This window comes from Mesorhizobium sp. CA14 (genome assembly GCF_020165195.1).
Lineage (GTDB): Bacteria > Pseudomonadota > Alphaproteobacteria > Rhizobiales > Rhizobiaceae > Mesorhizobium.
Window position 1 is genome coordinate 43,166 of the sequence record NZ_JAIUHR010000024.1, and the last position, 24,268, is coordinate 67,433.

26 protein-coding genes are annotated in these 24,268 nt (G+C 63.9%); 8 read left to right on the plus strand and 18 right to left on the minus strand.

Translation table 11 applies throughout. From position 1 onward, the window contains the following. Positions 1-38: 38 nt before the first annotated feature. From LB565_RS22070 to lgt, 4 genes are all read right to left on the minus strand, one after another. Positions 39-1,190, minus strand: a complete 1,152-nt coding sequence (locus LB565_RS22070) for a M24 family metallopeptidase (protein WP_224587724.1) — start codon at positions 1,188-1,190, stop codon at positions 39-41. Further along, positions 1,190-1,978 carry a peptidoglycan editing factor PgeF gene (gene pgeF, locus LB565_RS22075; protein ID WP_224587726.1) on the minus strand — a complete coding sequence of 263 codons (789 nt, stop codon included), beginning with the start codon at positions 1,976-1,978 and terminating at the stop codon, positions 1,190-1,192. The genes LB565_RS22070 and pgeF overlap by 1 nt, the downstream gene beginning before the upstream one ends. Before the next feature lie 83 nt (positions 1,979-2,061). Next, positions 2,062-3,129: a class I SAM-dependent methyltransferase gene (locus LB565_RS22080; protein ID WP_224587729.1), complete on the minus strand. Its 1,068-nt coding sequence runs from the start codon at positions 3,127-3,129 to the stop codon at positions 2,062-2,064. Further along, positions 3,126-3,980, minus strand: a complete 855-nt coding sequence (gene lgt / locus LB565_RS22085; protein WP_224587731.1) for a prolipoprotein diacylglyceryl transferase — start codon at positions 3,978-3,980, stop codon at positions 3,126-3,128. Before lgt ends, LB565_RS22080 begins: the two co-directional genes overlap by 4 nt. Positions 3,981-4,112: 132 nt before the next feature. On the opposite strand from lgt, the gene LB565_RS22090 reads away from it, so the two are divergent. The 3 genes from LB565_RS22090 to LB565_RS22100 all read left to right on the plus strand — a co-directional run bounded on the left by LB565_RS22090 (position 4,113) and on the right by LB565_RS22100 (position 5,607). Then, positions 4,113-4,415 carry an accessory factor UbiK family protein gene (locus LB565_RS22090; protein WP_224587733.1) on the plus strand — a complete coding sequence of 101 codons (303 nt, stop codon included), beginning with the start codon at positions 4,113-4,115 and terminating at the stop codon, positions 4,413-4,415. A 313-nt stretch (positions 4,416-4,728) separates the two neighbouring features. Next, positions 4,729-5,229, plus strand: coding sequence for a YbjN domain-containing protein (locus tag LB565_RS22095; RefSeq protein WP_112098904.1), 501 nt, complete (start codon positions 4,729-4,731; stop codon positions 5,227-5,229). Between the two features lie 18 nt (positions 5,230-5,247). Continuing rightward, positions 5,248-5,607, plus strand: a complete 360-nt coding sequence (locus tag LB565_RS22100) for a tRNA-binding protein (RefSeq protein ID WP_040989641.1) — start codon at positions 5,248-5,250, stop codon at positions 5,605-5,607. On the opposite strand, the gene LB565_RS22105 is transcribed toward LB565_RS22100, so the two are convergent. The 4 genes from LB565_RS22105 to LB565_RS22120 all read right to left on the minus strand — a co-directional run bounded on the left by LB565_RS22105 (position 5,599) and on the right by LB565_RS22120 (position 9,702). After that, the gene (locus LB565_RS22105; RefSeq protein WP_224587868.1) at positions 5,599-6,663 is read right to left on the minus strand and encodes a glycosyltransferase family 4 protein; all 1,065 of its coding nucleotides are present in this window, start codon (positions 6,661-6,663) and stop codon (positions 5,599-5,601) included. The genes LB565_RS22100 and LB565_RS22105 overlap by 9 nt on opposite strands. Before the next feature lie 332 nt (positions 6,664-6,995). Beyond that, entirely contained in the window at positions 6,996-8,411 is a 1,416-nt protein-coding gene (locus tag LB565_RS22110) for an ATP-binding protein (protein ID WP_224587735.1), read from the minus strand. A gap of 51 nt (positions 8,412-8,462) precedes the next feature. Further along, a complete protein-coding gene (locus LB565_RS22115; protein ID WP_040989639.1) occupies positions 8,463-9,182 on the minus strand; it encodes a response regulator in 720 nt (239 codons plus the stop codon). Then, positions 9,169-9,702 carry a MarR family winged helix-turn-helix transcriptional regulator gene (locus tag LB565_RS22120; RefSeq protein WP_224587736.1) on the minus strand — a complete coding sequence of 178 codons (534 nt, stop codon included), beginning with the start codon at positions 9,700-9,702 and terminating at the stop codon, positions 9,169-9,171. The genes LB565_RS22115 and LB565_RS22120 overlap by 14 nt, the downstream gene beginning before the upstream one ends. 262 nt (positions 9,703-9,964) lie before the next feature. Here LB565_RS22120 and LB565_RS22125 point away from each other — a divergent pair, with 262 nt between their 5' ends. The 3 genes from LB565_RS22125 (at position 9,965) to LB565_RS22135 (ending at position 12,163) form a co-directional block, all read left to right on the plus strand. Continuing rightward, positions 9,965-10,858 (plus strand): branched-chain amino acid aminotransferase, encoded by an 894-nt coding sequence (locus LB565_RS22125; protein WP_224587738.1) that lies wholly within the window; start codon positions 9,965-9,967, stop codon positions 10,856-10,858. A 146-nt stretch (positions 10,859-11,004) separates the two neighbouring features. Continuing rightward, the gene (locus LB565_RS22130; RefSeq protein ID WP_224587740.1) at positions 11,005-11,310 is read left to right on the plus strand and encodes a hypothetical protein; all 306 of its coding nucleotides are present in this window, start codon (positions 11,005-11,007) and stop codon (positions 11,308-11,310) included. Between the two features lie 211 nt (positions 11,311-11,521). Further along, positions 11,522-12,163, plus strand: a complete 642-nt coding sequence (locus LB565_RS22135; RefSeq protein ID WP_224587742.1) for an MBL fold metallo-hydrolase — start codon at positions 11,522-11,524, stop codon at positions 12,161-12,163. 72 nt (positions 12,164-12,235) lie between these two features. Here LB565_RS22135 and LB565_RS22140 read toward each other — a convergent pair whose 3' ends face one another. The 3 genes from LB565_RS22140 to LB565_RS22150 form a co-directional block, all read right to left on the minus strand. Beyond that, the gene (locus tag LB565_RS22140) at positions 12,236-12,646 is read right to left on the minus strand and encodes a BA14K family protein (RefSeq protein ID WP_224587744.1); all 411 of its coding nucleotides are present in this window, start codon (positions 12,644-12,646) and stop codon (positions 12,236-12,238) included. Between the two features lie 319 nt (positions 12,647-12,965). Next, positions 12,966-13,178, minus strand: a complete 213-nt coding sequence (locus tag LB565_RS22145; protein ID WP_006202521.1) for a cold-shock protein — start codon at positions 13,176-13,178, stop codon at positions 12,966-12,968. A 235-nt stretch (positions 13,179-13,413) separates the two neighbouring features. Continuing rightward, positions 13,414-13,626, minus strand: a complete 213-nt coding sequence (locus LB565_RS22150) for a cold-shock protein (protein ID WP_006202520.1) — start codon at positions 13,624-13,626, stop codon at positions 13,414-13,416. 451 nt (positions 13,627-14,077) lie between these two features. On the opposite strand from LB565_RS22150, the gene LB565_RS22155 reads away from it, so the two are divergent. Continuing rightward, positions 14,078-14,467 carry a Kazal-type serine protease inhibitor domain-containing protein gene (locus tag LB565_RS22155; RefSeq protein WP_224587747.1) on the plus strand — a complete coding sequence of 130 codons (390 nt, stop codon included), beginning with the start codon at positions 14,078-14,080 and terminating at the stop codon, positions 14,465-14,467. Between the two features lie 192 nt (positions 14,468-14,659). Further along, positions 14,660-16,294: a tetratricopeptide repeat-containing sulfotransferase family protein gene (locus tag LB565_RS22160; protein WP_411970684.1), complete on the plus strand. Its 1,635-nt coding sequence runs from the start codon at positions 14,660-14,662 to the stop codon at positions 16,292-16,294. A gap of 55 nt (positions 16,295-16,349) precedes the next feature. Here the strand turns inward: LB565_RS22160 and LB565_RS22165 are convergent, their stop codons facing one another. The 7 genes from LB565_RS22165 to uvrB form a co-directional block, all read right to left on the minus strand. After that, positions 16,350-16,703 carry a DUF1428 domain-containing protein gene (locus LB565_RS22165; RefSeq protein WP_224587751.1) on the minus strand — a complete coding sequence of 118 codons (354 nt, stop codon included), beginning with the start codon at positions 16,701-16,703 and terminating at the stop codon, positions 16,350-16,352. Between the two features lie 109 nt (positions 16,704-16,812). Continuing rightward, the gene (locus LB565_RS22170; protein WP_127864537.1) at positions 16,813-17,229 is read right to left on the minus strand and encodes a VOC family protein; all 417 of its coding nucleotides are present in this window, start codon (positions 17,227-17,229) and stop codon (positions 16,813-16,815) included. A gap of 262 nt (positions 17,230-17,491) precedes the next feature. Then, complete coding sequence (locus LB565_RS22175; RefSeq protein WP_224587753.1) at positions 17,492-17,674, minus strand: hypothetical protein; 183 nt, start codon at positions 17,672-17,674, stop codon at positions 17,492-17,494. A 91-nt stretch (positions 17,675-17,765) separates the two neighbouring features. Beyond that, complete coding sequence (locus tag LB565_RS22180; protein WP_140689296.1) at positions 17,766-18,155, minus strand: nuclear transport factor 2 family protein; 390 nt, start codon at positions 18,153-18,155, stop codon at positions 17,766-17,768. Positions 18,156-18,276: 121 nt separating this feature from the next. Continuing rightward, positions 18,277-19,803 (minus strand): ABC-F family ATP-binding cassette domain-containing protein, encoded by a 1,527-nt coding sequence (locus LB565_RS22185; RefSeq protein ID WP_224587758.1) that lies wholly within the window; start codon positions 19,801-19,803, stop codon positions 18,277-18,279. Between the two features lie 242 nt (positions 19,804-20,045). Beyond that, on the minus strand, positions 20,046-20,963 hold the full coding sequence (locus LB565_RS22190) for a DMT family transporter (protein ID WP_224587760.1): 918 nt from the start codon (positions 20,961-20,963) through the stop codon (positions 20,046-20,048). A gap of 122 nt (positions 20,964-21,085) precedes the next feature. After that, positions 21,086-24,196: an excinuclease ABC subunit UvrB gene (gene uvrB / locus LB565_RS22195; protein WP_224587761.1), complete on the minus strand. Its 3,111-nt coding sequence runs from the start codon at positions 24,194-24,196 to the stop codon at positions 21,086-21,088. Positions 24,197-24,268: the final 72 nt, after the last annotated feature.

Sequence of the window (24,268 nt, forward strand, 5' to 3'; positions counted from 1 at the left end):
GTTGGCGAACGCCCCCGCGCGAACCAACCATTATGGATTCACTGCACGATCAAGTCGAGATCATGGCGCGACAGCGGCTTCGGCGCCGATTCCGTGGTGAGGTAGGTGCGGCCAAGGGTCATCGCGGTCTCGGTTTCGGAGTCCATGATGATCATATGCGCAAACAACGTCATATTGGGTGCGATCGGCTCCGGATTGCCCTGGTAGAACATCGGCATGTCCATCCAGGACGGCGTGAAACGGGCGCCGACCGAATAGCCGCAGGCGTTCAGCCGGTGCTTGGTCAGATTGTGCGCTTCGAGCGTGCGGGCATGCGCGTCGAAGACGTCGCCGAAAGTGTTGCCCGGCGTCATCGCCTTTTCGACCGCGAGCAGGGCGGCACGGGAGCCGTCGAACAATTCCTGGTGACGTTTCGACACCTTGCCGGTCAGAACGGTGCGCATCATGGGGGCATGATAGTGGTGGAAGACGCCGGCCCATTCGAGCGTCAGCTGGTCGTTCTTGGTGAGCTTGCGGCGGCCAGCCTTGTAGCGGCAGAGCAAGGCATCGGCGCCGGAGCCGATGATGTATTCGTTGGCGGGATAGTCGCCGCCGCCGGCAAAGACCGCTCCCTGCATGGCGGCAAGGATAAGCCCTTCGTCGCCGCCTTGCTTGATCAGCGGTAGCGCCGCGTCCAGCGCGTCGTCGGACAAATTGGCTGCCTTTTCCGCCTTGGCGATTTCGGCCGGGCTCTTGAACAGGCGCAGCCGGCCGACGATGCCGGAGGCATCGGCGATCTGGCCGAAGGTCTGCAACTGCTCGTCCAGGCGGCGGCCGTTATAGGCGGTCAGGCCATGGGTGTCGTATTCGACGCCGATGCGGGCGCCGAGCAGATCGAGGTCGTTGAGCAGGTTGCGCAGGTCGATCGCCGGATTGGCGCCCTGACGATCGGTCCACAGCACGATGTTTTCGATGGTCGAGGTATGGCGCGCCTGCCTCAGATCGGCCGAACGGGTGAGCAGCACCATCGAGCCGTCGGCCTTTACCACCAGGCATTGGAAAAAGCAGAAGCCGAAGGTGTCGTAGCCGGTCAGCCAGTACATGCTCTCCTGCGCGAACAAAAGCACAGCGTCGAGCTTCTTCTCGGCCATCTCGATCAGCAGCCGGTCGCGCCGCGCGTCGAATTCAGAACGTTCGAAATGCAGCGCCATTACTCTTTCTCCAGAACGATTGCCGAAACCTGGCGCCCGTAATCCGCTTCCCTGCGGTGTGTGGTGCGCCGGTAGGAATAGAAAAGCTCTTCTTCCGCGTAAGTGCAGCGGCCAAGGCCCTCGGCGGTCACGCCTGCCTTGCGCAGCCGGTCGACCGTATATCGGTTGAGGTCGAACATCGAGTGGCCGGCTGTCTTCGACGGTCTGAAATAGCGGTGATTGCCGGCATCGGCCTCGACGAAGCGGGCGACGAATTCCGGCCCGACCTCGTAATTGTCAGGGCCGATCGAGGGGCCAAGCACGGCGACGATGCGGTCGCGGTGGGCGCCGAGGCCCTCCATGGCAAGGACGGTGTTTTCGAGCACGCCGGTGAAGGCGCCCTTCCAGCCCGCATGGGCGGCGCCGATGACGCGCGCCTCGGCATCGGCGAAGAGAACCGGCCCGCAATCGGCGGTCGAGGCGCCGATGGCAATGCCGGGACGGTCGGTGACGATGGCGTCGGCCTTCGGGCGAGGACCGGCGAAGGGCTCCCTGGCGACAACGACATCCGGCGAATGGACCTGGTGCGCGGTCAACAGATGATCCGCCGGCACGCCCATCCAGGCGGCAACGCGCCGCCGGTTCTCGGCGACCAGCGTCTGATCGTCGCTAGAGCCCGTGCCGATGTTGAGCCCCCGATAGATGCCGTCGGAGACGCCGCCGACGCGGGTGAAATAGCCGTGGCGCATGCCTGGCGCCTTTTCAAGCAGCGGCGAGCGTACTGGATCGGGTCTGGTCTGATTCAGCATGGTCGGGTTTGTCGTCCGTGCGGGGCGGTCTCGTCAAGGCGAAGTTCGGAGAACGAAGCGGACCAGACGGTGAGGCCGCGATCTCAGGCGGCTTTCGCCGCCGGCAGGACCTTCATGACCTTGAACAGCTCGCCCATCGCGTCGGGGCCAGCCAGGCGTTCGACGGCGTCAGAGATGGCTTGACGTGTCTCGGGATCGGCATGGGCGCCAAGCGTGCCGGCGCGCTCGAGCAGGCCCATGCCGAGCAGGAACTCGCCCTGGGTTGACAATTGCACATCGAGACCGTGAGCGCGCGCCGTGTCGGCAAGCGCGGCGAAATCGACATGGGCGGTGAGGTCGGCCTCGCCCGGATTGGCCAAAACGTCCTCGCGCTGGTGCCGGCGCAGCGCCTGGAAAGTGTCGCCGATCCCTGCCTGCAGATGGCCGTAGTCGATGAAGAGGCCGGCGCCGCCCCGGCCGGCTATGCGTTCGGCGATCTGCGACATCAGCGCCGAACGGGCGGGTGCCACTTCGACGATGGCGCCTTGCTGCGCATCGGCAGCGGCGGCCGGCAGCAGTGCGGGGTCGACGGACCCCGCGCCGGCGAAGAAGTGCAGTTCATCGGCGCCGTCGAGGCCGACAACGCGCTCGCGCCAGCCCGTACCGACATAGACGAACTGCCGGATCGGCACAGCGTCGAACAATTCGTTGCCGACGATGAAGAGCGGCTGCCGCGGCAGCGTGTCGATTGTCTGGTGCCAGGCAAGCGGCGCGCTCTGGCCGGCAAGCGTCTGCTTCTGGATCTCAGCCAGACGCGGGCTGGTCTCGATCATGGCAAAGGAGGCGCCGGCCACGAGCGCCGGGTCGAGCCGCGACCAGGTGCGCAGCATGTCCTTCATCAAGGTGCCGCGGCCGGGACCGATTTCGGCGAAGGTCGCAGGCAACGGCCGGCCGGCACCCTGCCAGGCCTGGTAGAGCCAGACGGCGACTAGCTCGCCGAACATCTGGCTGATCTCGGGCGCGGTGATGAAGTCGCCGGCGGCGCCGAAGGGCTCGCGCGTCGTGTAATAGCCCTCGTCGGGATCGAACAGGCAGAGCGCTATATATTCGCTGACCGGGATCGGCCCCGCCGCGCCGATCAGGCCTATGACGCGCTCCTTCAGCCGGGTCATGCCGCCCGCGGCTCGGGCGCCCGCTTTGCGGTGGCCATGGCCCAGATGCCGGCAAGCACCATCGGCGTGGACAGGATCATGCCCATGGTCAGCCAGCTGGTGCCAAGCAGATAGCCGAGCTGCTGGTCGGGCTCGCGGAAGAACTCGACGAAGATGCGCGACAGGCCGTAGCCGCAGATGAAGGCCCCGCCGACGAAGCGCGGCGTCTTCAGCTTCAGCCGCGAATGGGTGAGGTAGCGCAGCACCAGAAAGAGCACGAGGCCTTCGAGCAAGGCCTCGTAGAGCTGACTGGGGTGGCGGGTGAACGGGCCGCCATTGGGGAATTCGATCGCCCAGGGCACGTCCGAGGGCCGACCCCAAAGCTCCGAATTGATGAAGTTGGCGACACGCACGAGGCCGAGCCCGACAGGCACACCAGCCGACACCACATCGAACAACGTCCAGGTGGGAATGCGGCGCTTGAGCGAAAACAGCGTCATGGCGAGGATGACGCCGAGCAGGCCGCCATGGAACGACATGCCGCCCTGCCAGACAGCGAAGATGTCGAGCGGATGCGCGATGTAGCGCGGCAGGTCGTAGAAGAGCACGTAGCCGGTGCGTCCGCCGAGCACGACGCCGATCGCCGCCCAGACGATGAAGTCGTCGAGGTCCTCGGGCTTCATCGGCAGCTTGTCATCCGGCCAGAGGCGAGGGTTGGTGACGAGGCGCTTGGCGTACCACCAGGCAAAGAGGATGCCGACGATGTAGCCGACGCCGTACCAATGCACCGCCAGCGGACCGATATGGACGATGACCGGATCGATGTTGGGGAAGGGCAGGGAGGCCAGCGGCAGCAAGAAATATTCGCTCAAAACGGAGGTCCCCGGTGACGGTCACGATTGGGCGCGGACCATGCGGCAGGGTTTTGGCGGGGTCAAGGCAAGGCTTCGCTTGCATTCGGCGCCGCGCCCCACTACGTCAAAACGACAAAGCGAGGATCTGCCATGTCGACCGGACCGAACCGCATTCTCGATGAATTCGCAAAGATCATGACCGATGCCGCGGGTGCCGCGCAGGGCGTGCGGCGCGAAGTGGAGACGGCGTTCCGGGCGCAGGCGGAGCGCATGCTGAATTCCATGGATGTGGTGCAGCGCGAAGAATTCGAGGCGGTGCGCGAGATGGCGGTCAAGGCGCGGGAAGACAACATCCAGTTGGCGACGCGCGTCGAGGCGCTCGAGGCCCAGCTCGCCGAACTGACCGGACAGGCCGCACCAGCGGGTGCTGCGAAGCCCCGCGCAAAAAAATAATCGTTAAACTTTTCCACATAGCGCGATCCGAAAAATCGCTTTGCCGTGAATCGCTTACCGGCATTGCATGAATCTTCGTGACAGCCACCTTTCCACATGCGGATGACGCAGTGCGAAAAATTGGGCTGTTCACGCGACTCCCGATCAATAGACTGAATTTGTTGCATGATTCGAAGCTGGGTCATGCGCCGGGCGGTGGGGTCCGGTTGGGTCTTTGCGTTGGAAAGTCCTGACCGTCCGAGTTCTAGACAAGATTGTTCGTCGTGTGTGCCCCGCGGAGCGTGTGGCGCTCCCCTGAACACAGGAAGCATTCATGGAACTCCTCGAACTCGAATTCTCCCGCGAAATCCACCCGGTGGACGTCATCGAGCAGGTGGCCCACAACAATGACTGGTCCTTCGAGCGCGCCGGCGACGACGAGATTTCGATTTCGGTGGCCGGCAGCTGGACCGACTATCATGTCTCCTTTTCCTGGATGGAGGATTTCGAGGCACTGCATCTGGCCTGCGCTTTCGACATCAAGGTGCCGGAGACGCGTACGCTGGAAGTGATGCGGCTCTTGTCGCTGATCAACGAGCAGATGCTGTTCGGGCATTTCGACCTGTGGGAGCAGGAAGGCGCCATCATGTTCAGGCAGTCGCTGCTGCTTGCCGGCGGTGTCGAGCCGTCGAGCCAGCAGGTCGAGGTGCTTCTGTCGTCGGCGTTAGAGGCCTGCGAATGCTATTTCCAGGCCTTCCAGTTCGTCGTCTGGTCGGGTACATCGGCCAAGGACGCGCTCTCCAGCGTGCTCTTCGAGACCCACGGAAACGCCTGAACCAAGCCGATATCGCCGATGAGTTCCAGCAGCGAGCGCAAGCCCGAGATCAGCTTTGCCGATTTCGACCGTGTCGATATCCGTGCCGGCACGATCGTCGAGGCGGAGCCGTTTCCGGAGGCGCGCAAGCCGGCGATCAAGCTGAAGATCGATTTCGGTCCGGCGATCGGGGTGAAGAAGTCTTCGGCGCAGATCACCAAATATTATGCGCCGGAAACGCTCGTCGGCCGGCAGGTCTTCGCGGTGGTCAATTTCCCGCCGCGCCAGATCGGCCCGTTCATGTCGGAGGTGCTGACGCTGGGCTTTCCCGACGAAGAGGGCGCCGTCGTGCTCGGCGCCATCGAGCGCAAGGTGCCGGACGGCGGGCGCCTATTCTAGGGCGAGCCCGGGGCGACCTGGAGCCACCCTATCCTGATCGGCGCGCTTGCTTGGCATCCCCAACGCCTCGTCGACCGCGTCGAGGAACATTTCGGCGCAGGCCTGCCAGCTGTAGCGCATGGCGCGCTGGCGCGCTTCGGCGCGATCGACGTGAAGCGCCTTCATCGCCGCCTCGCCCAGGTCGTTCGACACGGCTCCGCCGACGCCATCGCCGACAATGTCGATCGGTCCGGTCACCGGATAGGCGGCGACGGGCGTTCCGCTGGCCAGCGCCTCGATGATGACGTTGCCGAAGGTATCGGTGCGGCTCGGAAAGACGAAGACATCGGCCGACGCGTAGATCTCGGCCAGCTCGTCGTTCGGGCGGTGGCCGAGGAAATGCGCGTTGGGATAGCGCGCCTTGAGCTTTGCCAGTTCCGGCCCTTCGCCGACGATGACCTTGCTGCCGGGCAGGTCGAGATCGAGAAAGGCGGTCAGGTTCTTTTCGATCGCGACGCGGCCGACGCACAGGAAAACCGGGCCAGGGAACCCGGTTTTCTTGCGCTTGTCGGGCCGGAAATGGTCGGTGTCGACGCCGCGCGTCCAGGGCCTCAGCTTGTTGAAGCCGCGAGCGGCGAGATCATCCGCCAGCGACTGCGTGGCGACAAGCGTGCCCTGTCCGGAATTGTGGAAGCCGCGCAGCCAGTTATAGGCCCAGCTCTCCGGCACCGGCAGGCGGGCGCTGAGATATTCGGGAAAGCGCGTGTGATAGCTGGTGGTGAAGGGGCGGCCCACCTTTCGGCAATAACGGCGCGCCATGATGCCGAGCGGACCCTCGGTGACGATGTGGATGTGGTCGGTCTTGGCGGCCTCGATCAGGCGCGCGACATGACCCGGCGTCGTCAGCGCAAGCCGGATGTCGGGATAGGTCGGCATCGGCAAGGTGCGAAAGAGGTTCGGCGTCATGAAATCGAGCTCGACCTCGAAGGGTCTCAGCGCCTCGGTCAGGCGTTCCAGCGTGTGCACCACGCCATTGACCTGGGGCCGCCACGCGTCAGTGACCATCAGGATACGCATAGCGATCCCGATACGCATGGCGACCCCGATGCGCATGATGGTTCCTTGCCGCGATAACTCCTTGGCGCGCCGGCGCGGTGCCGGAACGGCAGCCATGCAGCAGCCCGCGCCTCGCTCCAGCGCACCCGGACGGGCACGGGATCGAAGCGAGGCGGCAGGGCCGAATCAACAAAGGTCGCGCGCTTCATGCGCGCTCTTGACCATGATTTCATGACGGGCGGATGAAGCCGTTTTTTGATTGAGCATGATCTTGTCCGAACCGAAGGTCAGCGAAGCAAAAACCGGCTTCCACTTTTTGCTGCGCTGACCTTCGGTTCGGGATCATGCTCTCGCTACGCGGGCACCTTGATGACGGCGCGCAAGCCGCCGAGCGGGCTGTCCTCGAGGCTGATGTCGCCGCCATGGCTACGGGCGATGTCGCGGGCGATCGACAGGCCAAGTCCGGTACCGCTGGCGTCCAGGTTGCGCGCCTCGTCGAGCCGCAGGAACGGCTTGAACACCTCTTCGCGCTTTTCGGGAGCGATGCCCGGTCCGTTGTCATCGATGGTGACGGTGAGCGAGCCGCGACCATGGTTGGCGTGAACTTCAACGGCCTTGGCATAGCGAAATGCATTGCCGATGACATTCGACAGCAGCCGGGCGAAAGCGTTCGGCCGCACATGCACGGCCGGATCGCCGGTCAGCGTCGTCGTGAGCTTGCAGCCACGCAACTGCGCTTCCTCGCCGAGCTTCTGGAAATAGGCATTGAGGTCGAAGCGGCCGGTATCCTCCGCGGCCTCGCCGCGGGCAAAAGAGAGATAGCCTTCCAGCATCGACTGCATGTCGTCGATGTCCTGGTTCAGCGCGGCCTTGGTCTCGGACTTGCCACCGGCCAGCGCCAGCTGCAGCTTGAAGCGGGTGAGGATGGTCCTGAGGTCGTGGCTGACGCCGGTCAGCATGGCGGTACGCTGCTCGATCTGGCGCTCGATACGCTCACGCATCTGTATGAAGGCGAAACCGGCGCGGCGGACCTCCTCGGCGCCGCGCGGGCGGAAGTCGCGCGGCATCGGCCGCCCCTTGCCGAAGCTTTCGGCAGCCTCGGCGAGCGTCAGGATCGGCCTGATCTGGTTGCGCAGGAAGGGAATGGCGATCATCAACAGAACCAGCGAGGTGCCGACCATCCAGATCAGGAAGATGTGGGTGTTCGAGGCATAAGCCTGGCTGCGCCGCACGAAGACGCGCAGCACCTTGCCTTCGAGCTGGACGCGAACCTCGACGACGTTCGAGTTGCCGACCGTGTCGATCCAGAACGGACGGTTGATCTGCCTGGTGATCTCCGACGACAGCGCCTCGTCGAGGATCGAGAAGAACGGCTTCGGGCCGGGCGGCGGCAGCGGATCGGGCGGCAGCAGATCCACCTTCAGCTGCATGCGGTCCTGGGCGATGCGGATAATGTTGGCGTAGTCGGCGTCGTGCGGATAGGTCTCCATCATGTCGATGACGGCCGCTATGTCCGAGATGGTCGCCTGCGACAGGCGCTGGGTGACCGTCTGCCAATGGCGCTCCATGAAGACGAAGGCGACCACCGACTGCAAAAGGATCATCGGCGCGATGACGATGATCAGCGAGCGGGCGTAGAGCCGCTTCGGCATGTAGAGCGCGACCAGGCGCCAGAACCGGTTCCAGGCGCGCGGCATCGCCCTCAGTGTCCGCAGCGCGAGATCGCCGGGGCCGCCTCCTTCAGGCTGTTCCAGTTGCGTGGTCGCCATTCGCCCTTCCGCTCGTCGATGGCCGTTCAGCAAAGGGCCTTCGACGGTAGTTTATTCGACGCTGAGCCGATACCCAATACCGCGCACCGTCTGCAGCCAGACCGGATTGGACGGATCGCGTTCGATCTTGCGGCGCAGCCGATTGATCTGCACGTCGATGGTGCGCTCGCCGACATCCGATTCATCGCCCACCAGCTCATGGCGCGGTATGGTCTCGCCAGCCCGCGCGGCGAAGATCGCGAGGATCTCCTGTTCGCGGTCGGTCAGCTTAAGCGCCTCGCCGCCACGCTTCAATTCGCGCTTGGCGATCTGGAACGTATAGGGTCCGAACACCAGCTGCTCGACCTTCGGCGTCGCTGCCGGGCCGCCACGGCGCAGGATGTTGTTGATGCGCAGGATCAGCTCGCGCGGATCGAACGGTTTTGGCAGGTAATCGTCGGCGCCGGCCTCCAGCCCGGTGATGCGGCTGTCGGTCTCGGACAGCGCCGTCAGCATCAGGATCGGCACGTTCTTCTCGGCCCGCAACGCCTTGGTGAGGTCGACGCCGGTCTCGCCCGGCATCATGACATCGAGCACCAGTAGGTCGAAGTCGAGGCCGGCGAGCTTGCGCCTGGCCTCGCCGGAATTGCCGGCGACGGTGACGCGAAAGCCGTTCTCGGACAGATACTGCTTGAGCAGGTTGCGGATACGCGTGTCGTCATCGACAACCAGAAGATGCGGCGCGTCATCGTCGGGCGCGGCCGGATGATCAACCTTCTCAATGGTCTCCATGGTTCTTCCCCGATGTTTGCGCAGGCACAATGTCGATCTGCGCCCTTAGTTCCGGATTCACCATCGCCTCCAGGAATCGCTCGATCGTGGCGCGTTCGGTGGTTCCGGAATCCTCCAATGCCGCACGGATGCGGCGCGACTGTGGCCGCGCCAGCGCCAAAGCCAGCGCGCGACCTTTGGCGGTCGGGTAGAGTTCGCGCTGCCGGCGATCGCGCGGACCCTGCACCTGGACGATATGGTCGGTGTCGATCAACTGCTTCAAAACCCGCGCCAGGCTCTGCTTGGTGATCTTCAGCACGTCGAGCAGTTCGGCGACGGTGAGCCCGGGCCTGCGGTTGACGAAATGCAGCACGCGATGATGGGCGCGACCGAAGCCATACTCGGCGAGTATCTGGTCCGGGTCGGAGGTGAAATCGCGGTAAGCGAAGAAAAATAGCTCGATGATGGCGAAGTCGATGCCGTCCTCGTCGGCGATCGCCGTCCTGATCGGTTTTCCGGCTGCGGGGCTTGGATCCGTCATCATTTCTCCATGCGAGGCGGGAATTATGTCAGTACTATTGACGTAATTTCCGGGCAATGATAATTTTTGACAAGCTTTTCGGCGGATTGCGAACGAAAAGGCAAGTGGAAGCCGTTTTTCCGGAACTTCCTGAGTTTGCCACGAATTGAATATCCGCCTACGCTTTCAAGCATTGGCCAACGTTTCGGGTCCTGTGGCGGGGCCGGTACGAAAAGGCTTTAAAACACAACGATTTGCGGGCGCCCGCCCGCGGGAGGTTTCCATGGCATCCGTTCCCTTCGATCAATTGGACGGCTTCATCTGGATGAACGGCGAGTTCGTCAAATGGGCCGACGCCAAGATCCACGTGCTGACCCATGGCCTGCACTATGCCAGCGCCGTCTTCGAGGGCGAGCGCGCCTATGGCGGCCAGATCTTCAAGCTGACCGAGCATAATGAGCGCCTGCATGAATCGGCACGCCTGCTCGGCTTCAAGATCCCCTATCCGGTCGCCGAGATCGACGAGGCCTGCCGCACGCTGCTGAAGAAGCAGGGTTTCCAGGACGCCTATGTGCGCCCGATCGCCTGGCGTGGCAGCGAGCAGATGGGCGTCTCGGCGCAGAACAACCGCATCAACGTCGCCATCGCCATCTGGCAGTGGCCGAGCTATTTCGACCCCGCGCAGAAACTCAAGGGCATCCGCCTCGATGTCGCCGAATGGCGCCGGCCCGATCCGCGCACCGCGCCGTCAAAGTCGAAGGCCGCCGGCCTCTACATGATCTGCACGCTGTCCAAGCACGCCGCCGAGGCCAAGGGCTACGCCGACGCCATGATGCTCGATTGGCGCGGCCAGGTGGCGGAAGCCACAGGCGCCAACATCTTCTTCGTCCAGGATGGCAAGATCCATACGCCGACGCCCGACTGCTTCCTCGACGGCATAACCCGCCGCACGGTGATCGGCCTGGCGAAGGACCGCGGTTTGGAAGTAATCGAGCGCGTCATCATGCCGGAGGAACTCGAAGGTTTCGAGCAGTGCTTCCTCACCGGAACCGCCGCCGAGGTCACGCCGGTTTCCGAGATCGGTCCATACCGATTCGAGGTCGGCGAGATCGCCAAGACATTGATGAATGACTATTCCGCCGCAGTGCAGCCGAAGCATGCAATCGCTGCAGAATAGCGATAGTCACAGCTTTTTTGTGCAATAAGGGCGGTTTTCTAGCCGCCCCTTTTATTTAAGCGCCCGCGCATTTGACTTTCGAACAATTCGGCGTCTCATGATGGCGTCGGCCCGAGGAGGCTGGCGGCTATGGAGGGACTAGTTACATGGACAGCAACACGATTATTCAGATCGTTGTACAGGTAATTGCCGGCGTTATCGGTGGCCAGGCGGTTGGCGCGGCGTTCAAGCAGGCGGCGATGGGTCAACTCACCAAAATCCTCGGCGGTGCGATCGGCGGCGTCGGAGGCGCGGCCATTCTCGGCAGTTTGCTCGGCGGCGGCGTTGACGCCGCAGCGGCGGCGGGTGGCATCGGCAGCGCGCTCGACCTGAAGAACCTCCTTGGCGGCGTTGGTGGCGGCGCGATCCTGACCGGCATCATCGGCGCGGTCATGAATGCGATGAAGAAATAGGTCGGTTCTTTCGGACTTTGCCATGGGCGGCCTCGGCCGCCCATTCCTTTTGGAACATAGCCGGCGGCCTCGGCCGCCCATTCTTTTGGAACATGGCCGGCGGCCTCGGCCGCGCATTTCCTCCCGAAGTTCGGACAATGGTGGACGAGGTTCGCCGGGCTGTCTACATCAGGGCGACACTTCGAAGGAAAGCGGCGGGGAAAGGAATGCCATGGGTCAGCTCAATGCCGGTATCGTGCCGGTCACGCCGTTCCAGCAGAACTGCACCATTTTGTTCGACATGGACGACAAGACGGGCGTCGTCGTCGATCCCGGCGGCGATGTCGACAAGATACTGTCGGTGCTGAAGGACAATGCCATCAACGCCGGCGCGATCTGGATCACGCATGGTCATATCGACCATGCCGGCGGCGCGATGGAACTGAAGGACGCGCTGGGCATCGACATTATCGGCCCGCACGAGGCCGACAAGCCCCTGCTTGCCAATCTCGAGAACCAGGCCAAGCGTTTTGGCCTGACCGATCCGGTGCGCAATTGCGTGCCCGACCGTTTTCTGACGGAAGGCGAGGTCGTGTCCTTCGGCAGCCATCGGTTCGAGGTGCTGCATTGCCCGGGGCATGCGCCGGGCCATGTCGTCTACTACAACCGAGCGGCCAAATTCGCGCATGTCGGCGACGTGCTGTTTCGCGGCTCGATCGGGCGCACCGATCTGCCCGGCGGCGACCACGCCGCGCTGATCGCCTCGATCAAGGAAAAGCTTCTGCCGCTTGGCGACGACATAGGTTTCATCTGCGGCCATGGCCCGGGCAGCCGTTTTGGCGATGAACGGCGGACCAATCCCTTTCTGACCTGACCTTCAAAAAGAAAAGCGCCGCTGGGGGGCGGCGCTTTTCTTGGGCAGGGAACCCAGGCGATGTTCGACGGGTCAGTTGGCGACGCAGAAATGCTGAGCGCCGTCACTGCCGGTGAAGGTGCCGGTCCGCGAATTGAAGCTGCGGTAGCGGTCCGAACAATACTCGTACCAGCCGCGGGTCCACGGTTCGGCGTAGCGGTCGGCGTAGACGACGCGGGGCTGCTCAACGTAGTAGCGGCGCACCGGCCGGTCGACATAATAGTCGTCACCATAGGCCGGTTCGTAATAGCGCGGCCCGGGGTTGCTCAGCGCGCTGCCGATCAGGGCGCCGGCCGCAAGGCCGACAACGCCGGCGGCGAGAGCGTCGCCGCCATGGTGACGATGGTGCCAGCGCCAGTCGTCGGCATTGGCCGCTGAGAAGGTGGCCAGGGTGGTCGCGGCAATGCCAACGCTCAGGATGGAAGTCTTGAGAAAACGGTTCATTTTCGGTCTCCTTCGCGCCGGCCCGCGCATTTTTCAGCGGATACGGACCGGCTTTAGCAAAAATTAATAGAAGACCGTGGCTGAACGGAGGCTGAACGGAATCGGCAAAAACGATTTTTCGCGGCTTGGCGATTTCGAGGCTTGGGCACAACCTTGTGCCGGGCGGGAGCGGTCCCGCCTCAAATAGCCTCCGTCGGACCCGTCGTGAGCCGGCCTAAAGCGCGTCGCAATCTTTCAGATTCGCTCCATGCGCTTTAGGTTCTTGATTTGGCGCATGTCTTTAATCCCGAAACCGGTTCCCACTTTCGGGAGACATGCTTTAGCCGATCGACAGATTGACGGCCTTCGGACCCTTGCCGCGCTTGTCCGGCTCGGTGTCGAATGTCACTTTCTGCCCATCCTCAAGACCGGGAAGGCCCGACGCCTGCACGGCCGAAATGTGGACGAAGACATCCTTCGCGCCATCATCGGGCGTGATGAAGCCGAAGCCCTTGGCATGGTTGAAGAATTTGACGGTGCCGGTCTGCGGCATGGGAAACTCCTTTGATCCCATCAAGTCAAGTCTCGGGCCGGCAAACTGCCCGAGAGGAAATTTGTCCTTTATTTTAGCGCTATCGGCAAGAGAAAGTTTTCGCCTGCCGATCCAAGCATTTGCGCGCAAAAAAGGCGCGACCGTTTCGGCCGCGCCTTCGCAATTCAGGCCTGTCCAGAAGCCGGTTCATGACCTGCCGCACCGTTGCGTCCGCAAGGACAGGCCGGTCCGGCGATCAGGCGGCGCGCAGGTTGACCGCCTTCGGGCCTTTGCCCATGCGGTCCGGCTCGACGTCGAAGGTGACCTTCTGGCCGTCGACCAACGTGCGCAGGCCGGAAGCCTCGATCGCCGAGATGTGGACGAACACGTCCTTGGCGCCGCCATCCGGCGTGATGAAGCCGAAGCCTTTGGTGGCATTGAAGAACTTTACGGTACCGGTCTGGGCCATTGGGGAAAACTCCTTCACCCGTGTCAGTCTTGTGGTTCGCCCGCTGCCTCGCGCCTTGGGCAAATCCCGGTGGTTGCTTCGGCGGTCATGCATTCGCGCATGGTCAAACCCCCCGCCGAAAAACGGGGTTGTCAGAGATTCACACTTATCGGGGAAAGGTCGTCCAAAACGTTCCGCTCTCCGGGTCGCAAATGCCCGAACGTGATTTTTATTACACGGAAACGTGATGGTTGCAAGACGACGCTCGCGGGCGGCCTGCGGCGCGTCCAACGCTGGGGCTTCGATAGAACCCGTGCCACCGCGGGTCATCGGCCAGAGGCGGGCCAAGCATAGGCCAGAATGAAGGTGGCGACGACGGGTTCCGCGGCTCCACAAACGACAGTTGCGTTTACCGCGCACGATGCGAGGATACCGCGAGCCGGCACCACGCGCCGGGACGGAGGAGGGGTGTATGCGGTTTCTTGCGGTGTCACGGCAGGGCGTTGTCGTTTTCATGCTGTCGGCGCTGCTGGCGGCCTGCACCGTCGTCGTCGACGATGGCCCGCGCCCGCGGCCGCCCCGGCCGCATCCGCAGCTCTGCACCATGCGGTATCAACCGGTCTGTGCTCGGCGCGGCGGCGACCGGCAGACCTTTGCCAATGCCTGCCTGGCTGAAAGGGAAGGCTACCGCGTTGTGCGAGAGGGTGCTTGCCGCGACGGCGGTGGTGGTGGCGAACAAGCCTTCTGCACGCGCGAATACGCGCCGGTCTGCGCGAGGCGCCATGGGCAAATGCGCACCTTCCCGAACGCATGCGAGGCACGCGCGGCGGACTATCGCATCGTCGGCGACGGGCCGTGCTGAGACGACCGCGGAGTCCATCCCCGCAAATGGCCACCGCGACGTGCGCTGACGCTTTGTCTTGAATCTCTTGTCCGCATGGCTTAGGTCCGGCGGACCAACAAATACGGCAGGTTTCCCATTAACAAAGATCGCAGAAGAGCGGCAAACGCCGGTGGCAGGCCAGGTGGCTCGGTGAACCCGCTCGATCCTTATGTGCAAAAGGCGCTGCAACTGCACCAGGCCGGCCGGCGGCAAGAGGCCGAGGCGCTCTATCGGCAGGTCCTGGGGCAGCAGCCGAACCATGCCGCTGCGCTGCATTTCCTCGGACTGCTGCTGCACCAGACCGGCAGGAGCGAGGAAGGGCTCGATCTCATCGAGCAGTCGGTGACGCTGCAGCCCGAGAATGCCGACTTCCTCAACAATATGGGCACGGTCATGCGCGACCTCGGGCGCGTCGCCGCCGCGGTCGATTTTTTCCGCGGCGCCGTGGATATCCGGCCGGACCAGCTGGCCGCGCGCGACAATCTCGGTTCGTCGCTGAAGCAACTCGGCCAGTTCGACGCGGCCGAGGAGATCTACCGCGGCACCATCGGCCGCAACCCGTTCCATGTCCGTGCGCGCATCGGCCTTGCCGAGACGATGCAGGAAGCCGGGCGGCTGGATGAGGCGATCAAGCTGTTCAGCGAGGCGCTGTCGATCCGGCCGAAGGACGCCGAGCTTCTCTACGGGCTGGGCGTCGCGATGATGGAGAAGGGCAAGCTAGACGAGGCGGCCGACCGCGCCCGCCAGGCGCTGGCGATCGCCCCGAACATGGCCAAGGCCTGGCTGCTGCTCACGCAGGTCAAACGCCAAACCGAGCGCGACAAGGAGCTTGCCGGCATGGAGGCCGAGCATGCCAAGGCGCCGCAAGGCAGCCTCGCGCGCATGCAGCTCTCCTTCGGGCTGGGCAAAGTCAACGACGACCTCAAGGATTATGGCCGCGCCTTCGACTATTTCGCCGAGGGCAATGCCATCCGCCGCAAGGTGATCGACTACGATCCCGCGCGCACGCGCGACGAATTCGAGGCGATGAAGGCGGCTTTCGACACAGCCTTCTTCGAGCAGCACAGGCCAAGCGGCATTTCCGACGACACGCCGATCTTCGTCGTCGGCATGCCGCGTTCCGGCACCACGCTGGTCGAGCAGATCATCGCCAGCCATCCGCAGGTTTTCGGCGCGGGCGAGTTGAACATCCTCAAGACGGCCGTCGCTAAGCAGTTTCCGATGAGCATGCCGGGCGGCTTCCCCGCCGGGATCGCCGACATGCCCGACAAGGCCTTCGCCGAGGCGGGCCAGGCCTATCTCGAAATGCTGCATAGCCGCTATCCGGGCTACCGCCATGTCACCGACAAGATGCCGGGCAACTTCCTTCTGGTGGGCTTCCTGCACATGATGCTGCCGAAGGCCAAGATCGTCCATTGCGCGCGCGATGCGGCGGCCACGTGCCTGTCGATCTTCAAGGTGCATTTCCGCGGCGACAGCCACCGCTACGGCTACGACCTCGGCGAGCTCGCCGATTTCCATAACCTCTACACCGACATCATGGCGCATTGGCACAAGGTGCTGCCGGGCGTCGTGCATGATGTTCGCTATGAGGATTTCGTCGCCGACCAGGAAGGGCAGACACGGGCGCTGATGGCGTATCTCGGCCTGCCCTGGGACGACAAGGTGCTGTCATTCCACGAGACGGACCGGCCGGTGCGCACCGCTTCCGCCGCGCAGGTGCGCCAGCCGATGTATCAGGGCTCCGTCGATCTGTGGAAGCGGTATGGGGACCGGCTGAAGCCGCTGCTCGACAAGCTGGGCTGATATTGAGGTGAGGCCGGCCTGACCTCAATCTCAACCCAGCTTGGAGCCGAGTTCCTTAAAGCTCGATGAAAGGCTGGAAGCCGCCGAAGATCATGCGCTTGCCGTCGAACGGCATGGCAGACCAGTCCATCTTGAGACGCTCATCGGCTATCACCTTGGCCATGACCGCGTCGCGGCTCTGTCTGGATTCGTAAACGACCCAGGAGAAGATGACGACCTCGTCGTCCTTCGCCTGCACGGCGCGCGGGAACGAGGTCAGCTCGCCATAGGGCACATCGTCGCCGACGCATTCGACATAGGCGAGCGCGCCGTGCTCCATCCAGACGGCGCCGGCGTTCTCAGCCATTTTCTTGTACGCATCGAGATTTGCCTTCGGCACGGCAAGTACGAAACCATCGACATAGGACATGGTGGTTCTCCTCTTTGCTGAAATCGGGCGCCGGGCCGGCGGGGGTGCGACCCGGCGCGAGTGAGCGCGTCGTGCCCGCCATTGACGGGCGCCGCTGCTCGCTAGGAAATCACTTCACCGGCGCATTCATCGCCCAGGCGACGCCGAAGGGGTCTTTCACCTGGCCCCAGCGATCGCCCCAGAACATCACCTGCAGCGGCGTGACGACCTCGCAGCCGGCATCCACCGCGCGCTTCCACCAGGCATCGATGTCGTCGCTGCCGAGATGAAGCTGCAGCGTATAGCCCTGTGCCGCCTGGTGCGGATGGCCGTGTTCGGGATAGGCATCGCCCAGCATCAGCGTCGAGCCGTTGACGTAGAGATGGATGTGCATGGTGCGGCCCTTGTCGTCCGGCGGATAGGCGAACACTTCCTCGGCGCCGAAAGCCTTCTTGTAGAATTCGGCGGCCTTGATGGCGCCGTCGACCTGCAGGTAGGGGGTCAATCCGCCAAGGACCTTGGCGCGGGGCGGGGTCTGGTCGTTCATTCTCGTGTTCCTCTTCACGGGGTTTGATCTGGCTTGCGGCCTCGGGCGCTTCACCGTTTCACGGAACCGGCGAACCGCCCCTGTTTTTTCATTTCTACGCAATTCCAAACGGAAAACCGTTTCACGGTTTTCCTGGAATTGCTCCGAGGACGGATGAGGCGGTGGTGATCCTACATGCCTGACGAAAAATCTTTAGGGGGCCGGTCCCCGACGGTCCGGACAATCGGCGGGACCAGGAAACAATCGCATTGAAGGCGCTGTTTTATATGACCTTCGCGGAGAAGGTGGCGGCGCGGCGGCTTTCGCGTGTTTCGAAAATCTCCGGAAAGCCGATGTCCTTGCGCAGTTCGGCCGGCAGCGAAAGCAGGATGCGCTCGCTGCGGTGACGGGCGCGCGCCTGGGCATACCGGTTGGCAAGACGGCCGATGGATGACAGTACCGACATGATGTCTCTCCCTGTTGATGCCGGCATCATCGTGTCGGCATCCCAAGGACGAGGCGGCAATCGGCGATCCGACAGGTCGCCTCGATTTTTTTCAGAACACCGACGCCGCCAGCGCGGTATCGTAATATTCCACCATCTCGATGATCTCGCCGTCGCGCACCGTCCAGAAATTGGCGGTGCGCATGATGAGCTCCTCGCCGGTGGCGCGGCGCGTCATGTGGATCTCGACCTGCGCGGCGACCTTGTCGCCGCCGTCGATGATCTCGACCGGAACAAAGTGCCGGTACTCGAAGTCGTCGTCGAGCGCCAGGAGCCTGGCGAGGAATTCCTGCTTGCCGTGCGCGGTGCCGGCATGACGCGATTGCCGGGGATCGGCAATCCAGCGGAACACGACATCTTCGGCGCACCGAGACAAGGCGCCTTCGATGTCGCGGTCTGCATAAGCCTGATAGAGATTGCTGACGATTTCCACTGCACGCATGGCCCATTCCCTCCATGGCTAAGCAGTTCAGCATGCGCTTTTTTTAGCAAGTGGAAAAGTATCGCCGAGCCGACAGCAACGCCTGTTGGGCCGGCAGCGCCGGCCCAACAGAGGTATGGTCTCAGTTCAGCATCTCGGCGATCGAGCGGAAGAACGCCTCCGGATCATCGACTTCGGTCAGCCGCCGCTTGTCGATCAGCCAGAAACGGTTGCCGACGGCGCGGATGAAGGAGCGGTCATGCGAGGCAAGCAGGCAGCTTGCCTGATGCTTCAGCAACTCGTCCTCCAATGTTTCCTGACCGTCGATGTCGAGATGGTTGGTCGGCTCGTCGAGCAGATAGAAATTGGGATGGATGAGCCTGAGCACCAGCATCATCAGCCTCGATCTTTGTCCGCCGGACAGGACGCCGATCTTCCTCTCCTGCATCTCGATGGCGACGCCGGCGCCGGCGAGCAGCGACCGGGCGCGTTGCTCGCCGACCTCGAAGCGGCGCGAAACCATCGCCAGGGGCGTGTCGTCGCCATCGATGCCCGACAGCGCCTGATCGCTGTAACCGAGCACGGTCGATGGCGTCACCTTGATGTTTGCAACCGACCCCGGCTCGGCGACGGCGTCGCGGATCATCGCGATGAAGCGCGTCTTGCCGACGCCGTTGCGGCCAAGCAGCACGATGCGATCGCCTTGGCAGATGTGGTGCTTGCCGGTCCCGAACAGCAGCGTGCCGTCAGGCGTTTCGACCGCCGCGTCCTCCAGCGTGATCAGCACCTTGGCGTGGGTGCCGCGGTTCGCCAGCTTGATCGCACCGGCCGAGCGCTCGCGATGCGCTTGTATGGCGGCATCCTCCAGCTTCTCGGCCCGTTCCTTGAGCTGCCTGGTCTTCACCGTCAAAAGGTCGCTGCCGGAATTGATGCCGATGTTGTTCAATTTGGCGGCCTGCTTGCGCAGCTGCTGGGCGATCTTCATGTCGCGCTCGAACTTGCGCGCCGTCGAGGCGTCGAGCTCGTCGAGCGCCTGCCGGGCACGGGAATAGGGCAGCGCGAACACCGGCGACTCTTCCGGGCGCAGGAAAAGCGTTCGGTTGGTGGTGGCGTCGAGGAAGGCGCGGTCGTGGCTGGCGATGATGACCGGCACGTCGCGCGGCAGCGTGTTGAGCCATGTCTCGAGCTGGCTGATCCTGGCGAGGTCGAGATGATTGGTCGGCTCGTCGAGCAGGAGCACGTCCGGATCGGTGACCCAGACGCGGGCGATCAGCGCCAGCCGTTGCCAGCCGCCGCTCAGCGCGCGCATCGGCCGGCCGCGCATTTCTTCAGGCACGTCGAGGGAGTCGAGAACCACGTCGACGCGCCAGAGTTCGCTCTCGCGCTGTTCGCGCGGCAGGGCATCGGCGACGACGTCATGGAAGCTGCGGCCGAGCAGCGCGTCGGGTACGGATTGCTCGACATGGCCGACGCGCAAGCCGCGCGACCTTGCTATATCGCCGGCGGTGGTTTCGAACGCACCGGCCAGGCATTTGAGAAGTGTGGATTTGCCACGGCCATTGGCCGCGACGATGCCAAGCCGGTCGCCGGCGCCGATGATGAGCTCGAGGTTGGAGAAGAGCGGCGCACTCATGGTGACGCCGAGGGATTTGAGGCTGATCAGGGCCATCTCGATTTCTCTGGTCTGCCCGGAGGAACTCGGGCTGTGATGCACTTTGACGGTGCGCCGGCGGGCCATCAGGCCCGGTTCAGCGGTACCACGAAGGGCAGACCAAAAATCGAAGCGGGAAAACCCGGACCGTCCTGGTCAGCCCTGCAAGCAAGCTCGCAGGGCACAGACAGGGCCGCGCTGACGGTAGCGATAAAAATGCACGCAGCCCTCCTTTCTGGACGTTCGAGTATGGGCAGGGGTTACACCAAAGGCGCGGCCGATGGCAATGGTGCAGCCTGGGGCAGCGATTTGGCCCGTCGCGGAAAAGGGTCGAGAACGAGCATGCAGCCGGCAATGATCGCGACCGCGCCAAAACCCTGCACGGCCGAGAGCGGCTCCTTGAGCAGCATCGTGCCGACCAGGACGGCGACCACCGTGACCGCGAATTCGACGCTGATCGCCCTGGTGGCGCCGATGCTCGCGACGAGACGGAAATAGACGACATAGGTCAGCGCGCTCATCACGCAGCTCAGGATGGCGAGATAGAGGAAATCGACGATGTGCGGCATCGCCGGCACCGGTACGAAGAACAACAAGGGCAACGTCATCAGCCCGCCGAAAAGGAAAGCCGCGCTGGTGACTTCGAGCGAACCGACCGAGCGGAGGTGGCGGCTGACATAATTGCTGCCGAAGGCCGCCGAAAACGAGCTGAACAGCGAAGCGGCGCAACCGATGAGGAAAGACGGCGTCACCGGGACCGCAGGGAAGCCGACCAGAAGCCCGATGCCGGCCGTGCCGATCAGCAGCCCTGACAGTCCGCGCAGCATGATGCGCTCCAGGCCCCACAGCTGGCCGAGGATCATCGAAAAGAGCGGGATGGCGGCGACGAGGATGGCGGCCATTGCGGTGCCGATACGCGGTGTGGCGAAGGAAAGCCCGATCAGCTGGGCGGCGACCGTGGTAGCGCCGACCGCCGCGAAGTGGCGCCAGCCGGCGCTGAAGTCGAGCCGCCGGCGCGTGGCCGTCGCCAGCAGAAACAGCGCGCCGCCGGCAATCAAGGCACGCAACGTCACCGCGCCGATCCAGCCGAAGGCCTGAACCGTTTTCAGCAGAACAAGAAAGGACAGCCCCCAGGTCAGGGCCAGGAAGACATAGGACGCGATGTCTCTGGGTTTCATGTCGGCGGCGGCGAGGATTGAGAGCGGAGGGCGGAGCCGTCGCCTAGCGTTTGCGCGTGCGCATGGCAAGCGGCGGCTGATGGGCCAGCTTGCTTCCCGCCTCGTGGCCGCCAGCGATGTCCTTACTGTCCTGGCCGTCCCGTCTTGCTCGGCCGCCGTTTCTGACGGCGCTCGTCTGCCGGATCCTCGTAGGAGCCGATGCCTGAGCGTTGGCGGACGATGGGCTTGTCGTCGCGCGCTTCGGTTCTGGCGGCACTCGCCTCCGGCGAGACCGGCTGCGGCTTCGTCGGCTTCTTGCCCTCGACCGGCTTCTCCGTGCGCCGCACCGTCATCTCGTCGAGCGAGTTCTTGCGGAACAATGGCTTGGCCCGGTCGCCGGGAATGCCGAAATCGGAGCCATGCGCTTCCTGCGCGCTCTGCTTCTTGAACAGCGAGCGTGACACCGCGCCGGCGGGCGTCGCCATGTCCGTGCCGGGTCCCATGTCGTCGATTGACGGCTTGGCGAAGAGCGGTTTCTTCACCGGCACGGCGCCGTCGGCGCCCATCTCGTCGAGATGCGGCTTGCGGAACAGGTTGGGCCGGGCAGCCTTTGCCGCCTCTTCGGCGGCGCGTGCCTCATCGAGCCTGCGGAAGCGCTCCTGTTCCTCGACCGTACGGTGTCTGGCCACGCCCTTGTTGTGCTTGCCCTTTTCGCGGCCTGAGGCAGGACTTTGGCTTTCCACCTCGCGCGCCAGCGGGTCGTCGGAGATGGCAAGCTCCATCTCGCGCAGCCGCTTGATCTCGTCGCGGATGCGGGCGGCCTTCTCGAAGTCGAGATTGGCGGCGGCGTCGCGCATCTGCTTGTCCAGCGCCTCGAGATGCGTCTTCAAATTGTTGCCGATCATGGCGCCGGCATCGTCGGTGAACTGCGAGATGTCGGCGCGGACATGGTCCTTCTCGTAGACCGAGTCGAGGATATCGGCGATGCGCGACTTGACCGATTCCGGCGTGATGCCGTTGGCGGCGTTCCACTCCATCTGCTTCTCGCGGCGACGGTTGGTCTCCGCCATCGCCCGTTCCATCGAGCCGGTGATCTGGTCGGCATAGAGGATGACCTTGCCGTCGACGTTGCGGGCGGCGCGGCCGATGGTCTGGATCAGCGAGGTCTCCGAGCGCAAAAAACCTTCCTTGTCGGCATCGAGGATGGCGACGAAGCCGCATTCGGGAATGTCGAGGCCCTCGCGCAACAGGTTGATGCCGACCAGCACGTCGAAGGCGCCGAGACGCAGGTCGCGCAGGATCTCGATGCGCTCCAGCGTGTCGATGTCGGAATGCATGTAGCGGACGCGGATGCCGTTCTCGTGCAGATATTCCGTGAGGTCCTCGGCCATGCGCTTGGTCAGCACCGTCACCAGCGTGCGATAACCGGCCCGGGTGGTGTCGCGGATCTCGCCGACGACATCGTCGACCTGGCTCTTGGCGGGACGCACCTCGACCGGCGGATCGATCAGGCCGGTCGGGCGGATGACCTGCTCGGCGAAGACGCCGCCGGACTGATCGAGCTCCCAGGCGCCGGGCGTCGCCGAAACCGCGACCGACAGCGGGCGCATGGCGTCCCATTCCTCGAAGCGCAGCGGCCGGTTGTCCATGCAGGAGGGCAGGCGGAAACCATATTCGGCCAGCGTCGCCTTGCGGCGAAAGTCGCCGCGATACATGCCGCCGATCTGCGGTACGGTGACATGGCTTTCGTCGATGAAGATCAGTGCATTGTCGGGCACATATTCGAACAAGGTCGGCGGCGGATCGCCCGGCCGGCGGCCGGTGAGGTAACGCGAATAGTTCTCGATGCCGGCGCAGGAGCCGGTCGCCTCCAACATCTCCAGGTCGAAGCGCGTGCGCTGTTCCAGCCGCTGCGCTTCCAGCAAACGGCCAGCCTTTTCAAGCTCTTGCAGGCGATGCTGCAGCTCTTCCTTGATCGACTTGATGGCTTGATTCAAGGTCGGGCGCGGGGTCACATAGTGCGAGTTGGCGTAAATCTTGACGCTCTTCAGCTCGCCGGTCTTCTGGCCGGTGAGCGGATCGAATTCGGTGATCTGCTCGATCTCGTCGCCGAACATCGAGATGCGCCAGGCGCGGTCTTCCAGGTGGGCGGGGAAGATCTCGATCGTGTCGCCGCGCACGCGAAACGAGCCGCGCACGAAGTTGATGTCCTGGCGCTTGTATTGCTGGGCGACGAGATCGGCGAGAAGCGAGCGCTGGTCGAGCCGGTCGCCGACCTGCATCTGGAAGGTCATCGCCGTATAGGTCTCGACCGAGCCGATACCGTAGATGCAGGACACCGAAGCGACGATGATGACGTCGTCGCGCTCCAGCAGCGAGCGCGTCGCCGAGTGGCGCATGCGGTCGATCTGCTCGTTGATCGAGGATTCCTTCTCGATATAGGTGTCGGTGCGCGGGACGTAGGCCTCCGGCTGGTAGTAGTCGTAATAGGAGACGAAATACTCGACCGCGTTCTCTGGGAAGAACTTCTTGAACTCGGCATAGAGCTGCGCGGCCAGCGTCTTGTTCGGCGCCAGGATCAGGGCAGGGCGCTGCGTCTCCTCGATCACCTTGGCCATGGTGAAGGTCTTGCCCGAGCCGGTGACGCCGAGCAGCACCTGGGTGCGGTCGTTCCGGTCGACGCCTTCGACGAGGTCCTTGATGGCGGTCGGCTGGTCGCCGGCGGGCTCGAAATCCGACACCATCTTGATGGCGATGCCGCCTTCGGACTTTTCCGGCCGGGCCGGGCGGTGCGGCGTCCAGAGTTGGCCGTCCTTGTGCAGCGGATTGCCGGATTCGATCAGCGCCGAGAGCGCCGCCACTGTTGCAGTGACGCCGCTGGAGGAAACCGACTCGGCATCTTCGAGGCTGATGTCGAGGCCGGCCACCGGGTTGAGCCCGGCGGCCGCGCGCTCCTTGGCCGAGGCAGCGCCGCCCATCGAAGTGCCGCGCGCGGTGCGCCCGGGCGCTGATGAGCGTTCAGGAATCTTCTTCGGGGCTTTCGCCTTCGGCTGCTTTTCCGCCTCGCGCTCGATCTGTCCGGCCCAATCGGAGATCGAGCCGGTCAGCGGCGCGCCGGCAAAATCGGCCTGCGGCGCTTCCGCAAAGCCGCCGGGCTCCAGCGGTTCGGCGGCATCGAGGAATTCGGTCAGCGGACTGCGCCGCTTCGGCGCGCCGTCTTGCGAAGGCGTCTTCTTGTCAGGATGTCTGGCCATGGCCCGAATATGGGTGGACTCGGCCGAAATGGAAAGAGCCGAGTGAAAGGGCTCCGGCCGCGCGTGGACGCT

What these genes read in the sequence shown, in the direction of transcription:
- LB565_RS22070 (WP_224587724.1), bottom strand. Translation starts at nt 1,190, where the DNA reads ATGGCGCTGCATTTCGAACGTTCTGAATTCGACGCGCGGCGCGACCGG.
- pgeF (WP_224587726.1), bottom strand. Translation starts at nt 1,978, where the DNA reads ATGCTGAATCAGACCAGACCCGATCCAGTACGCTCGCCGCTGCTTGAA.
- LB565_RS22080 (WP_224587729.1), bottom strand. Translation starts at nt 3,129, where the DNA reads ATGACCCGGCTGAAGGAGCGCGTCATAGGCCTGATCGGCGCGGCGGGG.
- LB565_RS22090 (WP_224587733.1), top strand. Translation starts at nt 4,113, where the DNA reads ATGTCGACCGGACCGAACCGCATTCTCGATGAATTCGCAAAGATCATG.
- LB565_RS22095 (WP_112098904.1), top strand. Translation starts at nt 4,729, where the DNA reads ATGGAACTCCTCGAACTCGAATTCTCCCGCGAAATCCACCCGGTGGAC.
- LB565_RS22100 (WP_040989641.1), top strand. Translation starts at nt 5,248, where the DNA reads ATGAGTTCCAGCAGCGAGCGCAAGCCCGAGATCAGCTTTGCCGATTTC.
- LB565_RS22105 (WP_224587868.1), bottom strand. Translation starts at nt 6,663, where the DNA reads ATGCGTATCCTGATGGTCACTGACGCGTGGCGGCCCCAGGTCAATGGC.
- LB565_RS22110 (WP_224587735.1), bottom strand. Translation starts at nt 8,411, where the DNA reads ATGGCGACCACGCAACTGGAACAGCCTGAAGGAGGCGGCCCCGGCGAT.
- LB565_RS22115 (WP_040989639.1), bottom strand. Translation starts at nt 9,182, where the DNA reads ATGGAGACCATTGAGAAGGTTGATCATCCGGCCGCGCCCGACGATGAC.
- LB565_RS22120 (WP_224587736.1), bottom strand. Translation starts at nt 9,702, where the DNA reads ATGACGGATCCAAGCCCCGCAGCCGGAAAACCGATCAGGACGGCGATC.
- LB565_RS22125 (WP_224587738.1), top strand. Translation starts at nt 9,965, where the DNA reads ATGGCATCCGTTCCCTTCGATCAATTGGACGGCTTCATCTGGATGAAC.
- LB565_RS22130 (WP_224587740.1), top strand. Translation starts at nt 11,005, where the DNA reads ATGGACAGCAACACGATTATTCAGATCGTTGTACAGGTAATTGCCGGC.
- LB565_RS22135 (WP_224587742.1), top strand. Translation starts at nt 11,522, where the DNA reads ATGGGTCAGCTCAATGCCGGTATCGTGCCGGTCACGCCGTTCCAGCAG.
- LB565_RS22140 (WP_224587744.1), bottom strand. Translation starts at nt 12,646, where the DNA reads ATGAACCGTTTTCTCAAGACTTCCATCCTGAGCGTTGGCATTGCCGCG.
- LB565_RS22145 (WP_006202521.1), bottom strand. Translation starts at nt 13,178, where the DNA reads ATGCCGCAGACCGGCACCGTCAAATTCTTCAACCATGCCAAGGGCTTC.
- LB565_RS22150 (WP_006202520.1), bottom strand. Translation starts at nt 13,626, where the DNA reads ATGGCCCAGACCGGTACCGTAAAGTTCTTCAATGCCACCAAAGGCTTC.
- LB565_RS22155 (WP_224587747.1), top strand. Translation starts at nt 14,078, where the DNA reads ATGCGGTTTCTTGCGGTGTCACGGCAGGGCGTTGTCGTTTTCATGCTG.
- LB565_RS22165 (WP_224587751.1), bottom strand. Translation starts at nt 16,703, where the DNA reads ATGTCCTATGTCGATGGTTTCGTACTTGCCGTGCCGAAGGCAAATCTC.
- LB565_RS22170 (WP_127864537.1), bottom strand. Translation starts at nt 17,229, where the DNA reads ATGAACGACCAGACCCCGCCCCGCGCCAAGGTCCTTGGCGGATTGACC.
- LB565_RS22175 (WP_224587753.1), bottom strand. Translation starts at nt 17,674, where the DNA reads ATGTCGGTACTGTCATCCATCGGCCGTCTTGCCAACCGGTATGCCCAG.
- LB565_RS22180 (WP_140689296.1), bottom strand. Translation starts at nt 18,155, where the DNA reads ATGCGTGCAGTGGAAATCGTCAGCAATCTCTATCAGGCTTATGCAGAC.
- LB565_RS22185 (WP_224587758.1), bottom strand. Translation starts at nt 19,803, where the DNA reads ATGGCCCTGATCAGCCTCAAATCCCTCGGCGTCACCATGAGTGCGCCG.
- LB565_RS22190 (WP_224587760.1), bottom strand. Translation starts at nt 20,963, where the DNA reads ATGAAACCCAGAGACATCGCGTCCTATGTCTTCCTGGCCCTGACCTGG.
- uvrB (WP_224587761.1), bottom strand. Translation starts at nt 24,196, where the DNA reads ATGGCCAGACATCCTGACAAGAAGACGCCTTCGCAAGACGGCGCGCCG.